Origin of the sequence: Couchioplanes azureus (genome assembly GCF_014648355.1) — a bacterium.
Classification (GTDB): Bacteria; Actinomycetota; Actinomycetes; order Mycobacteriales; family Micromonosporaceae; genus Actinoplanes; species Actinoplanes azureus.
This window is the reverse complement of sequence record NZ_BMQY01000001.1, coordinates 1,046,757-1,072,441: the sequence shown is the minus strand read 5'-3', so window position 1 is coordinate 1,072,441 and position 25,685 is coordinate 1,046,757. Positions and strand designations below refer to the sequence as shown.

19 protein-coding genes are annotated in these 25,685 nt (G+C 72.4%); 8 read left to right on the top strand and 11 right to left on the bottom strand.

Going from position 1 to position 25,685, the window contains the following annotated elements; all coding sequences use genetic code 11:
- Positions 1 to 178: 178 nt before the first annotated feature.
- The gene (mycP, locus tag IEY99_RS04970; protein ID WP_373293301.1) at positions 179 to 1,426 is read right to left on the bottom strand and encodes a type VII secretion-associated serine protease mycosin; all 1,248 of its coding nucleotides are present in this window, start codon (positions 1,424 to 1,426) and stop codon (positions 179 to 181) included.
- A gap of 571 nt (positions 1,427 to 1,997) precedes the next feature.
- Complete coding sequence (gene eccCa, locus IEY99_RS04965; protein WP_189199668.1) at positions 1,998 to 5,972, bottom strand: type VII secretion protein EccCa; 3,975 nt, start codon at positions 5,970 to 5,972, stop codon at positions 1,998 to 2,000.
- 250 nt (positions 5,973 to 6,222) lie between these two features.
- Here eccCa and eccD point away from each other — a divergent pair, with 250 nt between their 5' ends.
- Positions 6,223 to 7,659, top strand: coding sequence for a type VII secretion integral membrane protein EccD (gene eccD, locus IEY99_RS04960; protein WP_189199666.1), 1,437 nt, complete (start codon positions 6,223 to 6,225; stop codon positions 7,657 to 7,659).
- A 91-nt stretch (positions 7,660 to 7,750) separates the two neighbouring features.
- On the opposite strand, the gene IEY99_RS04955 is transcribed toward eccD, so the two are convergent.
- The gene (locus IEY99_RS04955; protein WP_189199664.1) at positions 7,751 to 8,254 is read right to left on the bottom strand and encodes an inorganic diphosphatase; all 504 of its coding nucleotides are present in this window, start codon (positions 8,252 to 8,254) and stop codon (positions 7,751 to 7,753) included.
- Between the two features lie 456 nt (positions 8,255 to 8,710).
- On the opposite strand from IEY99_RS04955, the gene dacB reads away from it, so the two are divergent.
- The 6 genes from dacB (at position 8,711) to folE (ending at position 16,003) form a co-directional block, all read left to right on the top strand.
- Positions 8,711 to 10,129 carry a D-alanyl-D-alanine carboxypeptidase/D-alanyl-D-alanine endopeptidase gene (gene dacB / locus IEY99_RS04950; RefSeq protein ID WP_229798119.1) on the top strand — a complete coding sequence of 473 codons (1,419 nt, stop codon included), beginning with the start codon at positions 8,711 to 8,713 and terminating at the stop codon, positions 10,127 to 10,129.
- Between the two features lie 49 nt (positions 10,130 to 10,178).
- On the top strand, positions 10,179 to 11,237 hold the full coding sequence (locus tag IEY99_RS04945) for an Rv3626c family coenzyme F420 biosynthesis-associated protein (RefSeq protein ID WP_189199660.1): 1,059 nt from the start codon (positions 10,179 to 10,181) through the stop codon (positions 11,235 to 11,237).
- A 10-nt stretch (positions 11,238 to 11,247) separates the two neighbouring features.
- Entirely contained in the window at positions 11,248 to 12,210 is a 963-nt protein-coding gene (gene tilS / locus IEY99_RS04940) for a tRNA lysidine(34) synthetase TilS (RefSeq protein ID WP_189199658.1), read from the top strand.
- 127 nt (positions 12,211 to 12,337) lie between these two features.
- Positions 12,338 to 12,913, top strand: coding sequence for a hypoxanthine phosphoribosyltransferase (gene hpt, locus IEY99_RS04935; protein WP_189199656.1), 576 nt, complete (start codon positions 12,338 to 12,340; stop codon positions 12,911 to 12,913).
- 382 nt (positions 12,914 to 13,295) lie between these two features.
- A complete protein-coding gene (gene ftsH, locus IEY99_RS04930) occupies positions 13,296 to 15,332 on the top strand; it encodes an ATP-dependent zinc metalloprotease FtsH (RefSeq protein ID WP_189199654.1) in 2,037 nt (678 codons plus the stop codon).
- 2 nt (positions 15,333 to 15,334) lie between these two features.
- Positions 15,335 to 16,003: a GTP cyclohydrolase I FolE gene (folE, locus tag IEY99_RS04925; RefSeq protein WP_189200642.1), complete on the top strand. Its 669-nt coding sequence runs from the start codon at positions 15,335 to 15,337 to the stop codon at positions 16,001 to 16,003.
- An 84-nt stretch (positions 16,004 to 16,087) separates the two neighbouring features.
- On the opposite strand, the gene IEY99_RS04920 is transcribed toward folE, so the two are convergent.
- The 3 genes from IEY99_RS04920 to IEY99_RS04910 are packed head-to-tail and all read right to left on the bottom strand — an operon-like array spanning position 16,088 to position 19,587.
- Positions 16,088 to 16,348 (bottom strand): hypothetical protein, encoded by a 261-nt coding sequence (locus IEY99_RS04920; RefSeq protein ID WP_189199652.1) that lies wholly within the window; start codon positions 16,346 to 16,348, stop codon positions 16,088 to 16,090.
- 21 nt (positions 16,349 to 16,369) lie between these two features.
- Positions 16,370 to 17,008, bottom strand: a complete 639-nt coding sequence (locus tag IEY99_RS04915; protein WP_189199650.1) for a hypothetical protein — start codon at positions 17,006 to 17,008, stop codon at positions 16,370 to 16,372.
- Positions 17,005 to 19,587 carry an FtsK/SpoIIIE domain-containing protein gene (locus IEY99_RS04910; protein WP_189199648.1) on the bottom strand — a complete coding sequence of 861 codons (2,583 nt, stop codon included), beginning with the start codon at positions 19,585 to 19,587 and terminating at the stop codon, positions 17,005 to 17,007. Before IEY99_RS04910 ends, IEY99_RS04915 begins: the two co-directional genes overlap by 4 nt.
- Positions 19,588 to 19,891: 304 nt before the next feature.
- Between IEY99_RS04910 and IEY99_RS04905 the strand changes: the two genes are divergently transcribed.
- Positions 19,892 to 20,413 (top strand): hypothetical protein, encoded by a 522-nt coding sequence (locus IEY99_RS04905; protein ID WP_189199646.1) that lies wholly within the window; start codon positions 19,892 to 19,894, stop codon positions 20,411 to 20,413.
- Positions 20,414 to 20,417: 4 nt separating this feature from the next.
- On the opposite strand, the gene IEY99_RS04900 is transcribed toward IEY99_RS04905, so the two are convergent.
- The 5 genes from IEY99_RS04900 to IEY99_RS33980 all read right to left on the bottom strand — a co-directional run.
- A complete protein-coding gene (locus tag IEY99_RS04900; protein WP_189199644.1) occupies positions 20,418 to 21,020 on the bottom strand; it encodes a hypothetical protein in 603 nt (200 codons plus the stop codon).
- On the bottom strand, positions 21,020 to 22,192 hold the full coding sequence (locus IEY99_RS04895; RefSeq protein WP_189199642.1) for a M23 family metallopeptidase: 1,173 nt from the start codon (positions 22,190 to 22,192) through the stop codon (positions 21,020 to 21,022). Before IEY99_RS04895 ends, IEY99_RS04900 begins: the two co-directional genes overlap by 1 nt.
- Entirely contained in the window at positions 22,156 to 22,710 is a 555-nt protein-coding gene (locus tag IEY99_RS04890; protein WP_189199640.1) for a hypothetical protein, read from the bottom strand. Before IEY99_RS04890 ends, IEY99_RS04895 begins: the two co-directional genes overlap by 37 nt.
- A 6-nt stretch (positions 22,711 to 22,716) precedes the next feature.
- A complete protein-coding gene (locus IEY99_RS04885) occupies positions 22,717 to 24,687 on the bottom strand; it encodes an MFS transporter (RefSeq protein WP_189199638.1) in 1,971 nt (656 codons plus the stop codon).
- 2 nt (positions 24,688 to 24,689) lie between these two features.
- Positions 24,690 to 25,685, bottom strand: a 996-nt coding sequence (locus IEY99_RS33980; protein WP_229798115.1) for an ATP-binding protein, incomplete at its 5' end; no start/stop codon positions are given.

Below are 25,685 nucleotides of genomic sequence, written 5' to 3'. Positions count from 1 at the left end.
GCGGCGACCTGGGCGCGCGAGGTCATGTCGATCTGAACGGGAAACGGCCGCCTGCGACGGCCGCTCGCCGACGGGGGCCGGCGGCCTGAACCGCCCGGCCGGCAGCCGACGGCCGGCGGGCCCCAGCCGGCGGGCCCCAGCCAGCGGGCAGCGGCCAGCGGGCAGCGGTGTGCGGTCGTCAGGTCACGCCGGCGAAGCGGCGCATTGTCCAGGCCGCGGCGAGCAGGGATGCCAGGAAGAGGGTTGCGGCCGCCCACCAGCCGCGGGATTCCTCGGACGTGCCGGTCTCGCTCATGGTGATCGCCGTGCCCGCGTTGGCACCCGAAGCGGGGGCGCCCGCCGGGCTGGTCGTGGCGGCGTCCGGGGCCGACTGGGCCTGACCCGACGCCGGGGCGCTGCCGAAGCGGGCGATGCCCGGGGAGGCCGTCGTGTCGAGGGGGTTGCGGGTCACCGCGGGCAGCTCCGCGGTGAGCGCGGCCACCGGGTCGACCATGCCGTAGCCGTAGTCGCCGTCGCGTCCCAGGGGGCCGCGGTCCTGGGCGGTCTTGATGATCCGGTTGACCACGTCGCCCGCGGACATGGTGGGCCAGCGGGAGCGGATGAGCGCCGCCGTGGCCGAGACCATCGGCGCCGCGAAGCTGGTGCCCTGGACTCGCCAGTAGCCGTTCGGGCGGGCGCCGGTGAGCTGGGTCGCCGGGGCCGTCACCACGGTCTCCTTGCCGGTGATGGAGCCGGACCAGAGGATGTCGCCGCCCTTCTCCATGCCGGCGACCGCGATGACGCCCGGCTCGCGGGCCGGATACCAGACCCCGGACGAGACCGAGGCGCTGGCGTTGCCGGTGCACGCGACGACGACCACGTCCTTGGCGAAGGCGTAGTCGAGCGCCGCGGCCAGGGCCGGGCTGCTGCCGTTGCCGCCGAGGGAGAGGTTGACGACGCGGGCGCCGTTGTCGACCGCCCAGCGGACGCCCTTGGCCACGATCATGGCGTCGTCGTACCGGTTGTCGCGGTCGAGGACGCGGACGGGCAGGATCCTCGCCTTGGGCGCGATGCCGACCACGCCGGAGGTGTCGTCGCCGCGGCCGGCGATGAGCGCCGAGACCGTGGTGCCGTGCCCGACCAGGTCGGTGTCGCCGCTGCCGTCGGCGTCGACCAGGTCGAGGCCCTTGAGCACCTGGCCCTGCAGGTCGGCGTGGTTCGCCTCGACGCCGGAGTCGATCACCGCGACGGTCACGCCCTCGCCGGTGGAGTAGGTCCAGGCGCCCGCCACGTTGAGCGTCTTCAGGTGCCACTGCTCGGCCCGGACCGAGTCGCCCCGGAGCGGCTCCGGCCCGGCCAGCGGCCCGGCAAGCCCGCCCGCCCCCGCCGCCGAGCCCGCGGAGCCGGGCAGGCCCACGGAGCCAGGCAGGCTCGCCGAGCCAGACAGGCCCGCCGAGCCAGGCAGGTCAGAGCGGCCAGCAGGGCCGGGGAAGCCGGCCACGGAGGTGCCGGCGGAGGGCGGTCCGGCGAGGACGGCGGAAAGCGGAGAGGCGGAGGCCGCGGAGGCGGAGGCCGCGGAGGCGGAGGCGGAGGCCGCGGAGGCGGAGGCGGAGGCCGCGGAGGCGGAGGCGGCGCGGGCCGTGGAGGCGGCGGGGAGGAGGGAGGTGGTGGGGGAAACCGCGGAGGCGGCGGGGAGGAGGGGAGTGGGGGAAGCAGCGGAGACCGGGTAGGCGGGGGTGAGGACGGGAGCGGCGGTCAGGCCGGCGGCCAGGCAGGCCGCCGTGACCCGCGCAGGAAGGTGTCTCACCAACGGTCACCGCCGCGGGCCGCGGGGGGCGCGGAAGCGTCACGCCGGTCTGGACGGGACGCGTTCGGTGCTTCGCTCACAGCGCTCACTGGACGGCGGGCCATTCTGCGGATGGACGGTCGATGGAGGGAGATTACTCCGAATCCGCGCGTTGTCGCTGGGGTCTGTCTATGCGGATCGCACCGCAGGTGCGTCCGGGCGGGGCAACCGGTCAGTACGGGGGGAGATGCGACAACTGCACCAACCGAACCCCCTCACGTCGGGTCACCAGGCGGCCACGACCCGGTGGCATCAGGGCCGGGCGTGCCGGGCCGATGAGCGCGCCCTCGTCCGCGGGACCGCTCATCACGAGGCCCGGCGAGGAGAGCTCGCGCAGGCGCTGGATGACCGGGTCGTACATGGCCCGGCTGGCGCCGCCGGCCCGGCGGGTGACGATCAGGTGCAGGCCGACGTCGCGCGCCTGGGGCAGGTACTCCAGGATCGGCTGCAGCGGGTTCGTGGGGCCCGAGGCGACCAGGTCGTAGTCGTCGACGAGCACGAACAGCTCGGGGCCGTTCCACCAGGAGCGTTCGCGCAGTTGCTGGGCGGTCACGTCCGGCCCGGGCAGGCGGCGCTCCATGTAGCCCGCGACCGATTCCATCAGCTCCAGGGTCTTCTGGGCCTGGATGCCGTACCCGATGCGGTGGTCGCTCTCCGGCAGGTCCATCAGGCTGCGCCGGTAGTCGACCAGGATGATGCGGGCCTCGGTCGGCTGGAAGCGCCGGGTGATGGTGGTGGCCAGCGCGCGCAGGAACGACGACTTGCCGCACTCCGCGTCGCCGAAGAGCAGGAAGTGCGGCTCGCTCGCGAAGTCGATCTCGACCGGTTGCAGGTCGGACTCGGCGATGCCGATCGGCAGGCGCAGGCCGGTCGAGCGGTCCAGGTCGATGTCGGCGTACGGCAGCGAGGGCGGCAGCAACCGCACGCGCGGCGCCACGGGCCCGGTCCACGACGCGGCGATCATCTTGACCAGCTCGGTGGACTCGGCGTTGCTCAGCTCCGGCCGTACGGTCAGGAAGTGCAGGGCCTTGTTCTTGTCGGTCGGGTGCTCGACGATGCCGCGGCCGGGCTTCTCCGGCACGGTGATCGCCTGGCGCCGGTTGACCGAGGAGTCGGTGGGGTCGCCGAGGCGCAGCTCCACCTTGGAGCCGAAGAGGTCGCGGATCGCCGGGCGGTAGTCCATCCAGCGGGGCGCGCTGGTCACGACGTGGATGCCGTACGACAGACCGCGGGTCGCGATGTCGGTGATGACGCCCTCGAGCTCGTCGTAGTCCTTGCGCAGCGTGGTCCAGCCGTCGACGACCAGGAACACGTCGCCGAACGGGTCCGCGTCGGCGCCGGTGCCGAGCTCGGTGCGGGCCGCGCGGCGCCGCCGGTACGAGGCCATCGAGTCGATGCCCAGCTCGCCGAAGCGGCGCTCCCGCTCGGCGAGCAGCGTGGAGACCTCGCCGACGGTGCGCCGGACGCCGACCGCGTCGAGGCGCCCGTACACGCCGCCGACGTGCGGCAGGTCGCGCAGGGTGCCGAGCGAGCCGCCGCCGAAGTCCAGGCAGTAGACCTGTACCTCGGCCGGCGTGTGGGTGAGCGCCAGCCCGCAGACCAGCGCGCGCAGCGCCGTGGACTTGCCGGACTGCGCGCCGCCCACCACGGCCACGTGCCCGGAGCCGCCGTCGAGCTGCAGCCACATCACGTCGCGCAGTTGCTCGCGCGGCTTGTCGATGAGGGCGATCGGCACCTGCAGGGCGCCGTGCAGTTGCGGGTTGGCGAAGGACAGCCCGCGCGCGGGGTCGGCGGTGACCGGGCCGAGCAGCTCGTCGAGGGTCGCCGACCGGGTCAGCGGCGGCAGCCACACCTGGTGCGCCGGCGGTCCCTGGCCGTTGAGACGCGCCACGATCACGTCGAGCAGGCTGTCGCCGGCCGGCACCTCCTCCGGCGTCGGTTCGGGCGAGCGGACCGGCTCCGGCGCCGGGACGTAGTGGGTGGAGTAGGACAGAATCTCGGGGACGGCGCCGTCGCGGGCCGCGCCGGGGCGGCGGCTGCCGGACTGCCGGAAGACCCCTGAGACGTACGCGGCCTTGAAGCGCACGAGCGGCTCGGTGCCGAACTTGAGGTAGCCGTGGCCGGGCGAGCGGGGAAGCTCGTAGGCGTCGGGCACGCCGAGCACGGCCCGGGACTCCAGCGCCGAGAAGGTCCGCAGGCCGATCCGGTACGACAGGTGGGTGTCGAGCCCCCGCAGCCGGCCCTCCTCCAGCCGCTGGCTGGCGAGCAGCAGGTGCACGCCGAGCGACCGGCCCAGCCGTCCGATCTGCACGAACAGGTCGATGAAGTCGGGTTTCGCCGACAGCAGCTCGGAGAACTCGTCACAGATGATCAGCAGGGACGGCAGGGGCGGCAGGGCGGCGCCGCCGGCCCGCGCCTTCTCGTAGTCGCGCAGGCTGGCGTAGTTGCCCGCCTTGCGCAGCAGCTCCTGGCGCCGGATCAGCTCGCCGTCGATCGCGTCCACCATGCGGTCGACCAGGGGCAGCTCGTCGGCGAGGTTGGTGATGACGGCGGCGGTGTGCGGCAGCCGGTCCAGCGAGGCGAAGGTCGCGCCGCCCTTGAAGTCGACCAGGACGAAGTTGAGCGTCTCGGACGAGTGGGTGGCGGCCAGCGCGAGCACCAGCGTGCGCAGCAGCTCGGACTTGCCGGAGCCGGTCGCGCCGATCAGCAGGCCGTGCGGGCCCATGCCGTCCTGTGCCGACTCCTTCAGGTCGAGCTCGATCGCGGAACCGTCGGCGCCGAGGCCGATCGGCACGCGCAGCTTGTCGCGGTCGGGCCGGGGCAGCCAGGCCTGCGCGACGCTGAACGAGTCGGGGTCGCCCAGGTTGAGCAGCTCGGCGAGGCCCATCTCGGTGGCCAGCGGGGTGTCCGCCGACTTGGACATCGCGGCGAGCCGCAGCGGCGCGAGGCGGCGGGCCACGGCCTCGGCCTCCGGTTCGCTGAGCCGGTCCGGGGTGCCCACCTCGGCGGCGTGGTCCATCGCGTACGTGTGCAGCTCCCGCCGCCCGCCGTCGGCCCGGATCTCCAGCACGAGCAGGGACCGGTCGAGCAGCCTCGGCGGCACGTCGTCCAGGTCCAGCACGGTGACGCCGTCGATGCCGTCGTCGAGCTGGGTGGCGCCCTTGAGGTCGGCGCCGTCGAGCACGATCACCACGTGCGGCCCGGCCGTGCCGGACCCGGACGGGTTGAACCTCGGCCGGTTGCCGATGACGTCCTCGAGCAGCTTCTCCAGGTCCGGCCCGGCGCTGGCGACCAGGCGCACCTGGCCGAGGCGGTCGGTCCGCGAGGGGTGCAGGTTGTGCGGGAGCCACTTGACCCATTCCCACCGTTCCCGGCGCCCGGGCCCGGCGCACACCGCGATGATCAGGTCGTCGGGGGCGTGGAAGGTGGCGAGCTGGGTGAGCACGGCGCGGGTGAGCGCGCGGGCGTCGCCCTCGCCGTCCGGGCCGTCGCCGCGCAGGAAGACCCGCGCGAAGCCGCGCAGCGAGACCGCGACCGGGAGGTCGGGGACGACCGAGTACGCGTCCAGGAACCGCCGCAGCGCGCCCGCGGTCATCGGCTCCAGGTCCTCCAGCGGCCGGGTCACCGGCGGTACGAGCGGCGTGGCCAGGGTCTGCGGTCCGACGGCGAGCCGGACGACGCCGAAGTCGGGGTCGGTGGGCCGGCGTTCCCAGACCCGGTGGCTGCCGGCCGTCGACCAGAGCCGGGCGGGGTCGGGGTGCCGGTAGTAGAGCCCGACGCGCTGGCGGGTGGCCGTGTCCCGCACCCGGCGGCGCAGGCCGGCGAGGTGCCGCAGGTATTCGCGGCGGGCGGCCATCATCTCGGCCTTCTTGGGCGAGCCGCCGGAGCCGTACGAGGTGGCGAGCATGGCGAGCGACGAGATGCCGAAGAGCCCGCCGATCACGTAGGCCAGCGGGCCGCCCTGGCCCCGGCCCATCATCAGCGCCATGGCGACCGAGCCACCGAGCATGGGCAGCACCATGAACGCCTGCTGCCAGCGGCCGCCGACCGCCTGCGGGATCTCGGGCGGCGGATCCACGGCGAGCTCGCCGGTCGGGATCTCGGGTGCCGGGCGGCGCGCGGCCCGCTTGATCACCACCGTGCTCATACCGCAGTTGTCCCTTTCGTCCGCACCTTGGGCTTTCGTGGCGCTTGTCCACAAAGGCCGATGGCGGCCTTCCCGTCCGCGGCGGCCGTCGCCGGATCACCGCGCCGGGCCCAGGATAGGTAAAGTTCCTGCAGTTCCGCAGCCTCGTCACCACCGATGGGAATTTGGCCATGAGTGAGCGCACCGCGCTCGTCATCGAGTTTCGCGTCCTGGCGGCTCGCCCCGACGCCGGAGCCGGCGGGGTGACGGCATGAGCATCGGCCTGGCCCGGATCACCATCAGCGCACCCTCCCGCCGCGTCGACGTGGCCCTGCCCGAGCACGTGCCGCTCGCCGAGCTCCTGCCGGAGGTCCTGCGCCACGCCGGCGAGGGCCTGGCCGACGACGGTGAGCGGCACGGCGGATGGGTGCTGCGGCGTACGGACGGTGCCCCGCTCGCCACCGCCCAGGGCCTGTTCCCCCAGGGTGTGCGCGACGGCGAGGTGCTGCACCTCGTCCCGGCGCGCGAGGAATGGCCCGAGCTCGAGTACGACGACGTGGTGGAGGCGATCGCCGAGGGGGCACGCCGTCGCGGGACCGTGTGGTCGGCGGCCGCCACCCGGACGGCCACGCTCGCCGCGGCCGCGGTGCTGCTCTCGCTCGGCTTCCTCGCGGTGCTCACGGCCGGGCCCGGGTGGGGCGGTGCGGCGTTCGCGGGCCTCGGGGTGGCGCTGCTGCTGGCGCTCGCGGGCATCACCGCCTCCCGGGCGTACGGGGACGCGCGCGCGGGGGCGGCCCTCGGCGGCCTGGCGCTGCCGTACGCGTTCGCCGGTGGCGCGGTGCTGGTCGGCCAGGGGGTCGCGGACCGGGCGGGCGTCTTCCCGCTGCTGCCCTGGCTCGGCGGCCCGGAGCTGCTCGCCGGCTCGGCGGCCGTGCTGCTGTTCGCGGCGCTGGGCGCGGTCGGCGTGGCCGCCTCGCTGCGGATCTTCGCCGCCGGGGTGACGGCCGGCCTGCTCGGCGCCCTCACCGCGCTGACCGGCCTGGTGACCACCGCGGCGGGCGCGGCCGCGGTCCTCATGTCGCTGCTGGTCTGCGGCATCGGCACCGTGCCGCTGCTGGCGATCCGCTTCGGCAAGCTGCCCACGCCGCCGGTCACCCTGCCGTCCGGCACGGACGCCGAGCAGGGCTTCACCGGGGCCGCGCCGGCCGGCACCGACGCGGCGCGGGAGCTGCCCGACCGCAAGCGGGTGTTCGCCGCCGTGAGCCGCACGGAGGAGCTGCTCACCGGCATGCTGATCGGTCACGCCGTGCTCGCGGCGGGCGCCTTCGTCGTGCTCGCCTCGTCGGACGGTACGGCCGCCCGGATCCTCATGGGTCTCGCGGTCGCCGCCCTGCTGCTGCGGTCGCGGCTCTTCGTGACGCTGCGTCAACGGGTGCCGCTGCTCGTCGGCGGCCTGTTCGGCGCCTTCGTGCTCGGCGTCGACCTGCTCCTGGGCGCGGGCGAGGCCATGCTGCTGGGCCTCAGCGTGGCCGGGCTGCTACTGGCGGTTGCCACCGTGGCGGCGGGAGCCACCTGGTCGCGCCGGGCGCCGTCGCCGTACCTGGGCCGCGCCGCCGACCTGCTCGACGGCCTGGCCGTGATCGCGGTGATCCCGGTGGCCTGCTCCGTGGTCGGCCTCTACGGGCTGGTCAGCAGCATCAGCTTCTGACGCTCCCGCTGCCGCAGTCCCACGGGCGCGGCCTCGACCGGAAAAGCACGATGGCCGGGCAAAAGCCCGGCCATCGTCGACGCGTGCGCGGTCAGTGGTCCTCGTCGTGCGCCTCGGCGGCCTCGGCCCGCTTGAAGGAGGCGCGGATCTCCTCCTCGGCCTCCACCCGGCCGGCCCAGGTCGCGCCCTCGACCGACTTGCCCGGCTCGAGGTCCTTGTAGACCGTGAAGAAGTGCTGGATCTCCATCCGGTCGAACTCGCCCAGGTGGTGGATGTCGCGCAGGTGCTCCTGGCGCGGGTCCTCGAAGGGCACGCAGAGGACCTTGTCGTCGCGGCCCTTCTCGTCGGTCATGCGGTACATGCCGATCGCCCGGGCCCGCACGAGGCAGCCGGGGAACGTCGGCTCCTGGATCAGCACCAGGGCGTCGAGCGGGTCGCCGTCCTGCCCGAGCGTTCCCTCGATGTACCCGTAGTCGGCGGGGTACTGGGTCGCGGTGAAGAGCGTCCGGTCCAGCCGGATCCGGCCGGTCTTGTGGTCGACCTCGTACTTGTTCCGCTGGCCCTTGGGGATCTCAACCAGTACGTCGAAATCCATCGTTCGCTCCCTTGTTCGCCCCGGATGGACCGGCCGTGGTCCCAGCGCCGGAGCAGGGCAGCCATGAGCCCCGCAGGAATCCGTGCGCGCCGGTGTGCCGGATGTTTGTAGTCTCCCCTAAGTCTGACGCTACGTACGGGGGAGGGGCGTGTGGGGAGGCAAGATTCACAGAATGGTCCCGACCAGGACGGCGTGTCGAGGCAACGCAACGCTACTTCTGGGATAGGGCGGGCCAGTGTGCCGACCGGGGTGCCGGGCCTTCCCCGCCCCTCGGGTACGACGTACGGCCGAGCCGTGGTTCCCCCGAACGTCGGCCAGGTCCCGCAGACGTCGCAAAACTTCCCACCCGTCGATGGACCCCCCACTTCGCCCGGCGCGTCCGTCACCGGCCCTGGGCACCCGCCGGGCGGGGATGCGCCAGCGGCGAAGCCGGCAACCGGTCCGGTCCGGCGTCCGATGGTGGTGTCTCTCGCGATCTTGATCTTCGTCGTGCTGACCGCGGGAACGGTCCTGCTGGTCCGGCCCGGCCCGGTCGACGACTGGCTGTCGGACGACCCGGCGAGGCCGTCGGCGGCCGCACGCACCCCCGAGCCGGCGCCGTCGCCGGTGCTGGTCGCGGCCGGCGCCGGCGGCGCCGCACCGACCGCCGCGGGCGTCGAGGCGGCCATCGGCGCGCTGGTCGACGCCCCGGCCCTCGGCTCCCGGGTCAACGTCTCGGTCGTGGACGCGGCGACCGGCGAGGCGCTGTACGAGAAGAACGCCGACACCAAGACCACGCCCGCCTCCACCACCAAGCTGCTCACCGCGGCGACCGTGCTGGCCACCCGCGGGCCCGCCCACCGGCTGAGCACTCGCGCCGTGGCCGGCGCCGAGCCCGGCGAGGTCGTGCTGATCGGCGGCGGCGATCCCTCGCTCGCGGTCGACGGCGACGGCCTGTTCCCCGGCGCGGCCCGCCTCGACAAGCTCGCCGAGCAGGTCAAGAAGTCCCTCGGCGCCCAGGAGCCGACCCGGGTCGTGGTCGACACCTCGCTCTTCACCGGCCCCGAGACCGGGCCCGGCTGGGAGGACGGCCTCATCGCCGAGGGCCAGGTGGCCCGGATCCAGGCGCTGATGACCGACGGCGGGCGCGTCGAGCCGGTGCACCACGAGTTCGGCGGCGACGAGCGGTTCGCCGACCCCGCGCTCGCGGCCGGCCGGGCGTTCGCCGCGCAGCTCGGCCTGCCGGGCACCGCCGTCCGCGAGGGCAAGGCCCCGGCCGCCGCGGAGCCCGCCGCGTCGTCCGCCCCCGCCGCGGGCGGCCCCGGCGCCGAGCTGGGTGTGGTGCAGTCGCCGCCGCTCGTGCACGTGCTCGACTGGATGCTCGAACAGAGCGACAACGTCCTCGCCGAGGCGCTGGCCCGGCAGGTCGCCCTGGCCACCGGCAAGGAGGCGTCCTTCGCGGGGGCGGCCGAGGCGATGCGCGCCGAGCTGACGAAGCTGGGTCTCCCCGCCGACCAGGCCGAGCTGTCCGACGCGAGCGGCCTGTCGCTGGACAACCGCATCAGCCCGGGCCTGCTCACCGACCTGCTGGCCCTCGCCGCGAGCGGCAAGCAACCCGCGCTGGGCAGCATGTTCGGGGGCCTGCCGGTGGCCGGATGGTCCGGCACCCTGCGGTCGCGCTTCGCCGAACCCGCGGGCAACCAGGTGGGCCAGGGGCTGGTCCGGGCCAAGACCGGCTCGCTCACCGGGGTGAACGCCATCTCGGGCAACCTGATCACCAAGGACGGCCGGCTGCTGGTCTTCGCCGTCCTGGCCGACGCGACCGGCGAGACCGGCGCGGCGCGCCAGGCGCTCGACCGGATCGCCGCCAAGCTCGTGACCTGCGGCTGCCAGTAAGGGATTTCTCCGGGTCTGACGCTGGTCCCCCGCGGGTACGGTGGTCAGCATGGCGCAGTTCGTTGACTGGGATCTGGCCGCCGCCACCGCGGGCGCGCTGTCGAAGTCCGGCCCCGCGGTGTCCTACGAGGAAGCCATGCAGGTGGTCACCCAGCTGCGCGAGCTGACCGACGAGGCGCGCGGTCACGTCGCCGCGTACACCGGGCTGACCCCGCAGGTGGAGGGCCCGCCGGTGCGGATCGTGGACCGCAAGGACTGGGCGGCGATCAACATCGCCGGCCTCAAGGAAGTGATCATCCCGCTGGTCAGCCGCTTGTCCGGCAACCGCCAGCCGGGCGCGCTGACCGACGCGATCGGCTCCCGGGTCACCGGCGTGCAGGCCGGCACGGTGCTGGCCTACCTGTCCGGGCGCGTGCTGGGCCAGTACGAGGTCTTCTCCGCCGAGCCGGGCCAGTTGCTGCTCAACGCGCCCAACATCGTCGAGGTGGAGCGCAAGCTCGACGCCGACCCGAGGGACTTCCGGCTGTGGGTCTGCCTGCACGAGGTCACCCACCTCACCCAGTTCCAGGCGGTGCCGTGGATGCGCGGCTACTTCCTCGGCGAGGTCCAGGCCTTCGTGGACGCCTCGCAGAGCGGCGAGCACATCCTCGAGCGCCTGCGCCGCGGGGTCGCCAGCCTGTCGGATGCGCTGCGCGACCCGGAGAGCCGCTCGTCGGTGCTGGACATCGTGCAGACTCCGGCCCAGAAGGCCGTCCTCGACCGCCTGACGGCCCTGATGACGCTGCTGGAGGGGCACGCCGAGTTCGTGATGGACGGGGTCGGCCCCGAGGTGATCGGCTCGGTCGAGTCCATCCGCGCCAAGTTCAACCAGCGCCGCGAGAGCGGCAACCCGCTGGAGAAGGCCATCCGGCGGCTGCTCGGCATCGAGGTCAAGATGCGCCAGTACGCCGAGGGCCGCAAGTTCGTGCACGGCGTCGTCGAGCGGGTCGGCATGGCCGGCTTCAACAAGATCTTCAGCTCCCCGCTGACCCTGCCCCGGCTGGAGGAGCTGAGCGACCCGGACGCGTGGGTGGCCCGGGTGCACGGGCCGGTCGGGCTCGCCTCGTAACCTCGTCCTCGTGGCCCGTATCCCGCCGCCGGTGGCGACCCTTCGCGCGGCGGTACGCCGGGAGCTGACCGCCGGCCCGGTCCTCGTCGCCTGCTCCGGTGGCGCGGACTCGCTGGCGCTCGCCGCGGCGGTGGCGTTCGTGGCGCCCCGGCTCGGCGTCGCCGCCGGCCTGGTCACGGTCGACCACGGGCTGCAGGACGGCTCGGCCGCGCGGGCGGCCGAGGTCGCCGCCTGGGGACGGTCGGCCGGGTTCGACCCCGTCGAGGTGGTCACCGTCGACGTGGCGGGCCGCGCGGGCGGACCCGAGGCGGCCGCGCGCGACGCCCGGTACGAGGCCCTTTCCGCGGCGGCGGAGCGCTGCGGCGCGACGGCGGTGCTGCTCGGGCACACCCGCGACGATCAGGCCGAGACCGTGCTGCTGGCGCTCGCCCGGGGTGCCGGTCCGCGCGGGCTGGCCGGGATGCCCCGCCGGAGGGGTCTCTTCGTCCGCCCGCTGCTGGACGTCTCGCGCGCCGACACCCGGGGCGCCTGCGCCGCGCTGGGCCTCGCGGCCTGGCAGGACCCGCACAACGCCGATCCGGCGTACGCCCGGGCCCGGGTCCGCGCGGACGCGTTGCCGGCCCTCACGGCCGCGCTCGGGCCCGCCGTGGTCGCCAATCTCGCCCGGACCGCCTCGCTGCTGGCCGCGGACGTCGCGTACCTGGACGCGGTCGCCGCGGAGGCGCTGGCCGCCGCTCGGACGCCCGGCGGCCTCTCCGTCTCGGCCCTGGCGCGGCTGCCGGAGGCGATCCGCGGCCGGGTGCTGCACGCCTGGGCCGCCGAGCTGGGCGCGCCGGGCGCCGCACTCTCGCACCGGCACGTGGCCGCGCTCGACTCCCTGGTGACCGGGTGGCACGGCCAGGGGCCGGCCGCGCTGCCGGAGGGCATCCTGGTGGCCCGCCGAGCGGGTGATCTCGTCCGCGCCGGCCTGTGACAGTTGTCACTGGGAGTGGCACGACGCGGAAGCCCTCGGGCGGATTCGACCCATAACGCGGGGTTGTCCGGGTACCGGCCGCCGCCCCCGGCGCCGCGGCGCCCTCCCCATACGGCAGGCTAGACCCATGGCAGACGGCTCCTGGTACGACGCCGACATCGACCGCGTGATCATCTCTGAGGAGCAGATCCGCGAGAAGACCGAAGAGCTGGCCAAGCAGGTCGCCGCCGACTACGCGGACGCCGAGGGCGGCGTCCTGCTGGTCTGCGTGCTCAAGGGCGCGGTCATGTTCATGGCGGACTTCGCCCGCGCGCTGGGCCGGCAGGGCCCCTACTCCGAGATGGAGTTCATGGCCGTCTCGTCGTACGGCTCCGGCACCACGTCGTCGGGGGTGGTGCGCATCCTCAAGGACCTGGACCGCGACATCACCGGCCGGCACGTGGTGATCGTGGAGGACATCGTCGACTCCGGCCTGACCCTCTCCTGGCTGATGAAGTACCTGCGGTCCCGCCAGCCGGAGAGCGTCGAGGTCGTGGCGCTGTTCCGCAAGCCCGACGCGATCAAGGTCCCGGTGCCGACCAAGTACGTCGGCTTCGACATCCCCAACGAGTTCGTGGTCGGATACGGCCTGGACTTCGCGGAGCGTTACCGGGAGATGCCGTACGTGGGGGTGCTGAAGCCCGAGGTGTACGCCCGTAGCTGAACGGTCTCCCAGGCGACTCTCAGAAATGGCCGGACCGGCACCGGCGCGAGGGGTATTGTCCGTCTTTGCGGCGATTTACGGCCGCTGGGGGCGTGAACCGCGGGTGACGGCGACCCCTCCGTCAGCCGGGCTGACGGAGTCGTCAGCGGCACCCACGGTGTACCGTCGAGTGACCGGTGGCGCAGTGTCACGTGCGCCGGTCGGGTCGGGTCGGAAGCGGACGGGCCGGTGGGGTTTGGCCTCATCGTCCGGAGGTTATCGATACCGGCAGCGTCTCCGCGGCTCGGGCGCCGGCGTCGGTGCCCGGCGGCGGAGAACCGTCAACCCAGGTGACCAGGACGCCGATCAGGAGGGTCCGGGCGCATCGCCGCCCGACAACAGTATGGAACGTACGCGTTTCTTCCGCCGCCCGGTGGTCTGGATCATTCTGGTGATCATCGGCGCGATCGCGCTGAGCTCATTCTTCACCAGTGGTCCGAGCTACCACCGAGTCAAGACTTCGGTCGTCCTCGATCGACTCGCCCAGCCCAACATCAAGAACGTCGTCCTGCAGGACAAGGAGCAGACGCTCCAGCTCGAGCTGGCGGGGCCGGAGCGGTTCGGCGACAAGACCACGGACAAGATCGAGACCCAGTATCCGTACGAGTCGTCCGAGCAGATCTGGAACCAGGTCAAGGAGGCGAAGGCGGCGGGCCGGATCACCGGCACCTTCGACGCCGGCGTCTCCGGCGACAGCATCCTGCTGAGCCTGCTGGTCAACCTGCTGCCGATCGCGATCCTGGTGATCCTGCTGCTGCTGTTCATGTCGCAGATGCAGGGTGGCGGCTCCCGCGTCCTCAACTTTGGCAAGTCCAAGGCCAAGATGCTGACCAAGGACATGCCCAAGACGACGTTCGCCGACGTGGCGGGCGCCGACGAGGCCGTCGAGGAGCTGCAGGAGATCAAGGACTTCCTGCAGAACCCGGCGAAGTACCAGGCGCTCGGCGCGAAGATCCCCAAGGGCGTCCTGCTCTTCGGCCAGCCGGGCACCGGTAAGACGCTGCTCGCCCGGGCCGTGGCCGGCGAGGCCGGGGTGCCGTTCTACTCGATCTCGGGTTCCGACTTCGTGGAGATGTTCGTGGGTGTCGGCGCGAGCCGGGTCCGCGACCTCTTCGAGCAGGCCAAGGCCAACGCGCCGGCCATCGTCTTCGTCGACGAGATCGACGCCGTCGGCCGTCACCGCGGCGCCGGCATGGGCGGCGGGCACGACGAGCGGGAGCAGACCCTCAACCAGCTGCTGGTCGAGATGGACGGCTTCGACACCAAGGGCGGCGTCATCCTGATCGCCGCGACCAACCGGCCCGACATCCTCGACCCGGCGCTGCTGCGCCCGGGCCGCTTCGACCGCCAGATCCCGGTCGACAACCCCGACATGGAGGGCCGCAAGGCGATCCTGCGGGTGCACGCCAAGGGCAAGCCGTTCACGCCCGACGTCGACCTCGACTCGGTCGCCCGGCGCACCCCCGGCTTCTCGGGCGCCGACCTGGCCAACGTCATCAACGAGGCGGCGCTGCTCACCGCCCGCAACGACAAGCGGGCCATCTCCAACGAGTTCCTCGAGGAGTCGATCGACCGGGTCATCGCCGGCCCCGAGCGGCGCACCCGGGCGATGAGCGACAGCGAGAAGAAGATCACCGCCTACCACGAGGGCGGGCACGCGCTGGTCGCGTACGCGCTGCCGCACTCCGCGCCGGTGCACAAGGTGACCATCCTGCCGCGTGGCCGCTCCCTGGGCCACACGCTGGTGCTGCCGACCGAGGACAAGTACACCCAGACCCGGGCCGAGATGATCGACACCCTGGCGTACGCGCTGGGCGGCCGCGCCGCGGAGGAGCTGGTCTTCCACGAGCCCACCACCGGCGCCGGCAACGACATCGAGAAGGCGTCCGGCCTGGCCCGCGCCATGGTCACCCAGTACGGCATGAGCTCGAAGCTGGGCGCCGTCAAGTACGGCTCCAACAACGACGAGCCGTTCCTGGGCCGTTCCATGGGACACGAGCGGGACTACTCCGACGCCGTCGCCGCCGAGATCGACCAGGAGGTGCGCGCGCTCATCGAGCTGGCGCACGACGAGGCCTGGGAGATCCTGGTCGAGTACCGCGACGTCCTGGACGCCATGGTGCTGGAGCTGATGGAGAAGGAGACCATCACCCAGCAGGACATGGACCGGATCTGCGCCCGGGTGCAGAAGCGCGCGCCGATGTCGCCGTTCAACGGCTTCGGCAAGCGGCTTCCCTCCGAGGCGCCGCCGGTCCTGACCCCGGCCGAGCGGGACAAGCTCAAGGCGCAGGCCGAGGCCGACGGCCAGGTGGCCGTGGGCGGCGGCAATGCCGGCACCCCCGAGCCGAACCCGAACGGCACATCGGAGGGCACACACTGAGCATCAACGACTCGAGCTCGACGGAGCCCGACGACTCCGACGAGATCGACTACCTCGCCGCGCGGCTGATCGACGGCAAGCTCACCGGGGCGCCGGTGGAGCAGGCCGTCGACCTGGCGCGCATCGAGAAGGCGGTCCGGGAGATCCTCGTCGCCCTCGGCGAGGACCCCGACCGCGACGGCCTGGAGCGCACCCCGGCCCGGGTCGCCCGGGCATATGCGGAGCTCTTCGCGGGCCTGCGGGTCGACCCCGCCAAGGTGCTCACCACCTCGTTCGAGGCGAACCACGACGAGCTGGTGCTCGTGCGCGACATCGAGGTGATGAGCCTCTGCGAGCACCACCTCCTGCCGTTCAAGGGTGTCGCGCACATCGGCTACATCCCGGGCGTCGACGGCCGCATCACCGGCCTGTCCAAGCTGGCCCGCCTCGTCGAGGTGTACGCCCGCCGCGCCCAGGTCCAGGAGCGCCTCACCTCCCAGATCGCCGACCTCCTCATGACCCAGCTCGACCCGCGCGGCGTCATCGTCGTGCTGGAGTGCGAGCACCTGTGCATGGAGATGCGCGGCATCCGCAAGGTCGGCGCCCGCACGGTCACCTCCGCGGTCCGCGGCGCCTTCCAGCGCGACGGCAAGGTCCGCGCCGAAGCCATGGCCCTGATCAACGCCCGCTGAGGGCCCGTCGGCAGCGGCGACGATCACATCCGCCGGACGCCGGACCGGCCCGACGCGACGGCACACCCGGCGCCGCGTCGCGCGCTAGACGATCGTGCGGTAGGCGTCCGCACTGTCCATGGCGGCGCGGGTCAGCGTCGCGGCCTCGTCCAGCCGGGTGCGGGCCTGCTCGAGCTGCGCGATGGCCGCGGCCACCGACGGGTGCAGCGAACCGATCGCGGTGATCCGCAGCCGGGTCAGGGACTCGTCGAGCTGGTCGGTGACCTGCTGAATCCCGGTGACCGCGCGCCGGGCGCCCTCCACGGACGCCGCCACGTTCGCCTTGATCTCCTCGACGCTGGCCATGCCGAACCCCTTCCCGGGCCGCTATCGGATGAACGCCAGGAGGCCGACGCCCATGCAGGTCAGCAGCACCGGCGTGAGGCACGTGACGGCACCCACGATGGGCGTACGGTCCACCTTCTGCGGGCCGCCGCCGTAGACGAAGCCGATCGTCAGCCAGCCCAGCCCGTACGCGAGCAGCGGCAGGCTCAGGCCGCACAACAGCGCGTACGTCGGCAGCGAGCCGGAGGGCGCCACCAGGTAGAGGACTATCTGGACGATGAGGACGGCCGCCGCGAACGGACCGTACACGAGCAGGTTGCGGGCCCATGGCCGGATCGGCCCCGCCGGACCCGGACCCAGCATGCCCGCGTCCGCGGCGTCGGCGGTCGCGCGGGCCTGCCGCAGCGCCGCCAGGACGGCCGCGGGGCCGCCGGCGACGGCCTGCGCGGCGAGGGCCTGCTCCGCCGGCTGCGGGATCAGCCGCGCTTCCGGTACGCCCAGGTCCTGCACCAGCCGCGCCCGCTGGGGTGCCAGCCGGGCCCGTACCGCCGTCAGCTCCTGCTGGGCGGCCTGCGCGGTCGCCGCCTGCTCCCCGGCCGCCGCGCTGGCGGCGCGGCGAACCGCGTCCAGGCGCTGCGCGGCGGCGAGATAGTCGCCCCAGGGGCCCGGTCCGTCACTCATCGCTCTGCCTCGGGTCGGGCGAAGGGCACGATCGTCACCGTACGGTCGGCGTGCCGGTCATGCAGCAGCGCCCGGTTCTCCCGGGGCTGCCAGTCCAGGCTCTGCCCCAACATGAGCGACACGTCCTGCTGCGGGACGTTGAGGAAGACCAGGCCGGCCACGTCCTCGCGGCCCGCGCTGCCGCCGGTCTCCTCGCTGAACCGGCGCAGCCCGCGCCACCACGACAGCAGGTGCACGCCCCGGCTCGGGCCCTCGCGCAGCAGCTGGCGCAGCGTCGGCAGGGTGCCGGGGCTCGCCGCGTCCATGCCGAACACCACGCGGTACCCCGGCCGCTCGAGGTCCAGCTCCGCGGCCAGCCCGGCGGCGTCGACGAGGACGGCCTCCTGGCGGTGGCCGATCTCGGCGGCCAGCTCCCGGGCCAGCTCGTCACCCTCGGCGACGAGCGAGCAGATGACGAACCTGGCGGTCCGCGGGGCGTGGAACGCGGCGACACCGCGGGCGGCCGCGTCCAGGACCTCCGCCCCGGCCGCCCGCGAGCCCAGGATCGCCAGATGCCGTCCCGGCGAGGCGTCGAGCGGGAACGCCGCGGTCGACATGGCGACGTCGATGACCCGGCCGAGCAGGGCCGACGGGCGCCCCGCCCGGCCCGCCAGCGCGGCCCGGTAGGTGGGGTCGTCGGCGAGGTGCTGGCGGGCGTACCCGGCGAAGATCCGCGGCGGCTGCGCCTCCGGATCCCGGGCACCCCACAGCTTGTGCCGCAGCTCGCTGAGGACGTCCCGGTCGGCGTGCGGATCCGGGAAGCGCACGATGCGCTCGTGGCCGCGGGTCGCGCCCCGGGGACCACCCAGCCCGCCGGCCGTGTTGACGACCGCGGTGCCCAGCGGCAGCCCCGCCGCGGAGTCGTTGGTCGGCTCCAGGACGTCCCCGCCGCCCGGCAGCGCGATCCGGACCGGGAACTGACCGAAGATCGAGTCACGCTTCGCGTACAGGGCCTCGACACCGAGGACGGTCTGGCTCGCCAGCACCAGATGGATACCGTACGAGCGGCCCTTGCGCGCCAGCGACTCCAGCAGCTGCACCGCCTCCCCGGCCATCGGATCGTTGCCGGCCAGCAGCACCTGGAACTCGTCGATGACGCAGAGCACGCGCGGCATCGGCTTGCCGCGGCCCTCCTCGGCCGCCACCGCCCGCAGATCCGCGAACCGGGTCACCCCCGCCCGCTTGTACGCCACCGACCGCCGGGTCATCTCGGCGTCGAGCTCGCGCAGCACCGCCAGGCCGTATTCCCGGTCGGACTCCACCCCGACCGCGCGCGCGTGCGGCAACCAGGTGCGGTCCCGGGCGGTCGGCACGAACTCGGCGAACGAGACGCCTTCCTTGAAGTCCAGCAGGTAGAGGCTGAGCTCGTCGGGGCTGTAGCGGGTGCCCAGGCCGTACAGGACATTGATCAGGAAGGCCGTCTTGCCGGCGCCCGACCGCCCGCCCACCATCCAGTGTGGAGTAAGGTCGTTGAACTGCAGCACCACCGGCGTGTCGCCGTCATGCCCGACCGTGGTGCCGAGCCCGTCGCCGGCGTCGCCGGACCAGATCTCGTCGGCCGGCTCCGGCAGCAGGTCGGAGAGCGTCACCTGCGAGGCGGCGGCCGAATGCGCGGCCAGCTCGTGGCACACGGCGTCGACCAGGTGCGGCGGCGGATCCTCGTCGAGGAACACCGGGGCGTTGAGCCAGACCGCCTCCGGGATCGACCCGAACGACGCGCCCGGCGGATTGCCGATGACCGCGTACGGATTGCGCACGGACACCTGGGTGGTACGCGGCAGCGGCGGCTGCGTGGTCTCGGCCGTCAGCGGAGGCGGCGGCCAGCCGGCCACCACGAGATGCAGGCCGGACTCCGGCCCCTGCTGCGCCAGCGCCGCGATCCGCACCAGGTCGGCGCCCTCGGTCAACTCCGGCAGGCTCGCGACGATCAGCAACATCATCCGGTCGCGGCGGCCCCTGCGGACGGCACCACCGCGTACGGGACGCAGCCACTTCTCGGCCTCCGTGAGCACGTCCCGCAACCCGGCGCGGTCGATGGCCGGCGGCGACATGAGGCCCGCGTCGGCCAGGGCCTCGAAAGGGGCGAACACCGTGCCGCCACCCGTACCGTCGACGGCGCGGACGAGCAACGACCCGGCGGGCGCGGCAGCCAGCAGCCGCAGCAGCAGGCAGCGCAACAGCCCGGCGACCCGAGGATCCCGGGCGTCGGCGTCGACGGTCAGATGCCCGCTGCCGAGCAGCGGCACGATGGCGGGAAACCGCGCATCGTCCAGCGGCTGAGCGACGCCGAGCCGCACGAACTGCGGAGGGGAGACGCCGCCGAGCGGAGCGTTCGCCGACAACGCATCGAGCGGCGACCCGAGCCACCCGGGAGCCAGCTCCCCGGCGGCGGCCCGCAACTCCTCGGCAAGACGATGCTGCTCCAGCGAATCGGCGGCGGGCGCAACGTGGCCCTCCAACGCGGCGGCGGCCGCCACGACGGTGGCCTCCGCCTGGCGGTGCAGGGCCGCGGCCTGCTCGATCCGCCCCGTCGAATCCACCGCCTCACCTCCGTGTGTGCGCACAAACCGTACCCCGCTCGCGGTCCGCCACGCCGCCGATGCCGGCCCGGCGAGCCCGGCGACCCACCGAGCGCCGGCCCCGAGCGGCCAACCGTGCGACGGACATCGATCCAAGGTCCGCGGCCGGGTCAATCTTCCCAGCCGGCGACGCCCGGGGTGACGCGCGGGCTCCACCGAACGGCAGCACACAACCGCCCACCACGCCGGCACTCTATCGACCGAACCCCGCCGGCGGCCGAGTATCGAGAGCTAGTCCACAGCGGAACCCACTAATCTCGTAAGGGTGCAGTCCACCAACCCACCCGCCCAGCCGGCGGTCCCACCCCCGGCCCAGGCCGCTGCGCCCCCGAAGCCCGCGAACCGCCGCACGAGACTCATCCTGGCCATGGCGGCCGGCATCCTGTCCCTCCTCTGCCTGGGCGGAGTCGGAGTCTTCATCTCCATCTACGACGAAGCAACAAAAATCAAAAGAACCGCCCCCGACGCCGTGGTCGACAACTTCCTCCGCGCCTACCTGGTAAACCGCGACGACCAACAAGCTTCCCTCTTCACCTGCAAGGAGCCTGAACTGTCCCTGCTGAAGGCTTTCCGTGACGACATCCAGAGCCGCGAACAGCGCTTCTCGATCGGAATCCGAGTCGACTGGACGAGCCTGACGGTATCGACAGAGGGTGGCCAGACGTTGGTGAGCACAGATATCCGTCGAACGATCTCGGACGGCAGTGAGAGGACCACGGATGGTTGGCGATTTCCCCTGGTGGATCAGGACGGGTGGCGCGTGTGTGGAGCCTCGCCGATCAACTGAGTGATCACTCCAGCCAGAGCAGGTGGACGGGGATCGTCAGGGTTCTTGGGGCTTTTCCGGTCCAGGACCAGCGGTACCAGTCTAGTTCTGTGGTTACTCGGGCGCAGATGTCGCCTTCGTCGCTGGTGTGGAGTTCGGTGACGGCTCGGAGGTCTCTTCGTTCGGTGCCGTCGTCGAGGATCTGGATCACTCGGCGACCCGTCAGGCCGTCCGCGTCCAGTGCCGCCACCGGGTTGCGGCGTGGCGGCTCGTCCATCGACACCAGGCGGGACATGACGTCGGCGCGCTGGCTCGCCGTACCCGCCATGCCCAGCTCCTCCACCCACACCCGCTCCACCGGAACGAGCGGCGCGAACACCTCCGTCTGCTCCGCTTCCGCGCGATACCACTCGGCCTCCGGCATCACCGGCACGTACGTCCGGCTGCCCTGCACCACCTTCTCGTCGGCGCGCAGGTCGGCGCGCCACCCGTGACCCGGCAGGCCGATCAGGACGCGCCGGCCGCGGAGGCTGCCACCCATGGTGGCCGGGGTCGGTACGACCGGCCGCGGCGGCCCGGGCACCCACGAGGAGCTGCCCGCGAACGGGTCCGGCAGGGGCTCGCCCATCACTGCGACCCGGTCAGCGGTGCGCCACGCTGGGCCATGAACTCCACCGGGTCCTCCGCACTGGCGCTGGAGGTGTCGTTGTTGCGGTGCACCTCGAAGTGCAGGTGCGGGCCGGACGAGTTCCCGCTCGTACCGCAATGGGCGATGACCTGGCCGGCGGCGACCCGCTGACCGACCTTCAGAGCCGGTCGTCTCACCAGGTGACAGTAGCGGGTCATGATGTTGCCGGCGTGCCGGATCTCCACCATCCAGCCGCAGCCGCCCTTGCCCGGCCACCCAGGACGGTCGCAGTCGAGCACGCCGCTGAACGTCTCGTCGCACATGACGCGGGAGACGACGCCGCTCGCCACCGAGCGGACCGGCGTCTCGAGCCCGGCGATGAGGTCGACCCCGTGGTGGTCGGGACGTTGGGGGGTGCGGAACCCGGAGCCGACGCTCCACTTGTGCCCGTCCGACGCCTTGACCGCGAACGGGTTGGTCCACCCTGACGCGGCGATGTCCGCCGCCGAGGCGCAGACCATCGCCAGGGAGTTGCCGACCGCGTTGGCCGCGCCGTCCGCGAGCAGGTTGACGATCTGCGTGGCGACGAGCTCATGCTTCGCGTACGCGTCCGGGTACGCGCTGATCTGCACCCGCTGAGCGGCCTGGGTCAGCGGCATCTTCTCCCAGCCGTCGATCGTCTTCAGTTTCTCGTAGAACTTGGTCGCCGCGTACGTGGGGTCGGTGACCTGGGCCGGAGTGCCCCACCCGCTGCTCGGCCGCTGCTGGAACAGGCCGAGCGAGTCGTGGTCGTTGCGCTTGCCCAGATGTCCGAGGTTCGTCAGCCGCGACTCCTGCATGGCGGTCGCCACGGCGATGACCCACGCCCGCGGCGGCATCTTCAGGTTCGCGCCGACGTTGATGATGATCGCCGCATTCTTCATCTGCGCGGGCCCGTACGGTCGCAGCCGCGGCAACTTGGAATCCGGGTCGACCGGACCGCCGGTACCGCAGCCGGAACTGAACAGGCCCAGATCATCCTCGTCGCCCACGAAGCCGCCGATCAGGATCGCGCCGACGCTGCCGCCGCAGCACAGCAGCGCCAGGGTGGCCACCAGAGCCACGAGCAGAGCGATCCGCCGCGGCCGCCGCACCGTCACGACCCGTCCCAGTCGACGCCGTCGACGAGCCATCGTCCGTCCGGCGCGACGAGCCGCAGCGTCAGTTTGCCGGAATCCACGGTGACGACCGCATTGACCAGACCATCACCGATGGGTACGAGCGCCGGCCGCCCGATGACCCGATCGGCGGGTACGTCGGCCGGGTCCACGCCGTTCAGCTCCTGGGACAGGCTCGGGGTGGCATTGGGGACTATGCCGTCGTGCCAGGCCTTCGCGGAGACGTTCTTGTGGTCCACCCAGGCCGACGCGAACGCGTACGCGACAGCCTCGGGCGGGGCGGTCCCGGGACTCGTCCGGGGTGAGGGCGGCGGCGCGTCGTCGACGATCACGCCGTCGTCGTTGAAGCTGGGGTCCACACTCACGACCGGCGCCGGCGACACGGGGGCGAGCAGCCGCCCGCCGTTGCCGCCGCCGTCGGAGAAGAGCCGCCCGATGCCGACCACCCCCAGCACGACCAGGGCGATCACCAGCGCCACACCCCACCGCGAGCGGAACAGTCCGGTGAGACCGCGTTCGAGCACCCTGGGCATGACCGCTCACCGCGCCTCGGTCCGCACCCGCGGCGGCGCCGGCTCCCGCGTCGTCGCGCCGGTCTCCGGTCGATAGATCGCGTACGAAGCCGGCGACTCGGCAACGTCCGGCTCGGTCCACCCCGGCGCCCGCCGCTGCCGGTGAGCCGGAGCCGCGGCAGCCACCGGCACCGCCCCCGAATCCCCCACCGGCGCGGCATCCCGAGCGGACTCCTGCCCATCCGGCCGCGCGGCGACGACGGCCGCATCCCGAACCGCCCCGGAGGTCGTCTCGGTACGAGCCGCAGCGGCATGAGCCGGATCCTCGAGCCGCGCCTCGGGCCGAAGATTCCCCTGTTCGACGTACACGGTCCGCCCCTTGCCGAACCGCGGCTCGTTCGTCCCCCCGGCATCGGCCACATCAAGCTTCGCGGCCTCCCGCATATCCCGGAAGAACCGCCGATGCCAAGACCCAGCCGACGTGATCGCCGCCGTACCGTCCTTCCCGCCCAACTGCGTAATCCGCCGGTACGGCCGCAACAACAGCCAACCCACAACCCCGCAAAGCCACACGAGGACCACTTGCAGCCACCCGGCCAGGCTCCCGGTATTCATGATCAGGTCGACGGCGAACAGATAGATCGCCGCCCCGGTCCCGAAGATCGCAATATTGAAGATCGCCGCAATCACGGCATTCCCCAGCCGCCGAATCCCCGAACTGGCCGGCCGCAACAGCCCGACCGTCCCCAGAATCGGCGCGGCGATGACCGCCCACCTGAAGATCAGGAACCCCAGCAACACCAACAGCGAAGCAGTCAGATCGAACATCGCAAACATGACCGCCGCAAGCACCGCAATGAACCCGGCCCCAACCCGATCCATCCCATTGACGCCTTGCAGGTATTCATAGGCTTCGGGGTCCTCGTTCTTGATCTGTTCGGCGACCTTCTCCCACTGCGCATTCTTGGCGTTGATCGTGGCGCTTCTGGTCTCTGGGTTGTCGCGCATCTTCTGCGCTTCGTCCCAGGTGATCGAGCGTGCGTCGTAGAGTGCGCGACCATAGGTCTGGGCAGTGACGCTGTCGGCCGAACCGAGCAAGCCTCGCAGCCAGTTCCGGTAGAGCATGGTCTCTGTAGCTGTGTCGCTGGCACGCACAGCAGGAGGGCGGTTGTCCTTGCATGCCTCAGCTTTGCCAAGCCGGCATCCTGTCGAGGCGTCGCCATCCTGCGGACGTGGACCGACGGCGTCGTGCACGACACCGAGCGTCGTGATGAGACTCTGATCAGCGATGTTCGCCGACTTGACCGGCCAGGCGGCGATTGCGGTCACGGCGACCATGATGAGGATTGCCCAGCCGGCAGTCGTTGTAGCGGCACCCATGTCGGCCTGCCGCGACCGCCAGATGAGGTAGAGCCCTACAACGGCCAAGGTAATGATTCCGAAGACGCTGAATACCTTCTCGTAGACAGCCTTCGTGGCCTGATCGACTAGCGGGTCCGCCCACCCCCACAAAGTCTCTGGATCCCAGGCGCGTTCACGGAGGGCGTTCGATGCTCCGATGACTGCCGTGGCGATCATGAATTCGCCGTTGGCGATGGTCGTCTCGACTTTGAACTCGGGGTCTATCAGTGTAGATGCGCAGCCACCCTCTAAGTCATAGGTCGTATAGGTGTATCCAGCGTACCCATATTGGCTGTAAAGCCCTTGCGGGCCGTCCTTCGTCGACGACTTCGGGCGTTCGGCGAACCAGCCGGCTAGGCCGGAGTCGGGGGTGCTGGGGGTGGGGGGCATCAGACATTGGGCCCGGTCGGCGCTGACGTCTGCGAGCCGGGCGACGCAGGACCTGAAGTCCTGCTTCCACTCTTCTGTGCTGCAGGCGCCGCCCGGGGCCTGGAGGGGGCCGGCTGTTGCCGGGGTAGGGGCTGCTACGGCCCAGGCGATGCTTGCCACGAACGCTACCGCCATGGTTGTCAGCAGAGCGCATACCCGGCGGAGCATGGTCAGGCCTCCAGGTCGGAGAAGGTCGGGATGGCCGTGGGGGCTGCCTTTGCCGCCGCCGGGGTGGTGTCGAGGTGTTCCAGGAGGCCTGCGACGTACGAGACGTCGACTCTGACCTTCTGCACCCGGCCGTCCACGTCTCGCATCACGAACTCGCGGAAGCCGAGGCGGGTCGATGACGAGGCGTCCGCCTGGGAGAGCGACGCCAACGTCGCCTCGTAGCCGTCGTGGACGGGGACGCGGAGGAGGCGGAGGGCTTCCGAGGCGATTTCCTGGTCTTCGGCGATGCGGCCCACGAAGACCGTCGACACCAGGTTCTGGACGTCGAGGCCGAGGATGTCGCGGGGGTTCTGGGAGGCGACCAGGGCCGCGAGGTTCCATTTGCGGGAGTCGCGGGCGAGGCGGACCAGGAAGGAGCGGCCCGAGCGCCAGCCTTCCATGAAGTGGGCCTCGTCCAGGCCCACCATTTTCCGCGACGACATCGAGCCGCCGTAGCAGCGGCGGACCGCCAGGCGGTGGGCGGTGTGCAGCATCGGCAGGGCGAGGGACTCCTCGGCCGACCAGTATTCTCGCTCGATCTTCAGGTCGGGCAGGCGCAGGCCCGCCATCGTGATGACCGTCAGGGCCGCGTCGGCGCCGAGCAGGTGCTGCGGCGGGCGACCGAAGAAGAGCAGGGCGAGCGGCATCTCCGCCGTGTCGAGCAGGAGGTTGGCGAGTTCCTTGCCTTCGTCGTCGTCCAGGCCCTGCAGGGTCGCCACCACGTCGTCCAGGGTGGAGGTCTCCTCGGCCGGGACCTGGCGTACCGCGTGGCGTAGCAGCGTCGCCGTCGAGGCCTCCTTGGCGACCTGCGGCGGCACCAGCATGGAGCAGATGTCCTGGACCAGCATGCGGCGTTCGGCGCGGGCGTTGGAGACCGCGATCTCGTACTCCCGGTCGCCGGTCGGGCCGGTCGCGAACTCGGTGCGGACCGGGGTCGGGATCAGCGCGTACGGCGCGAG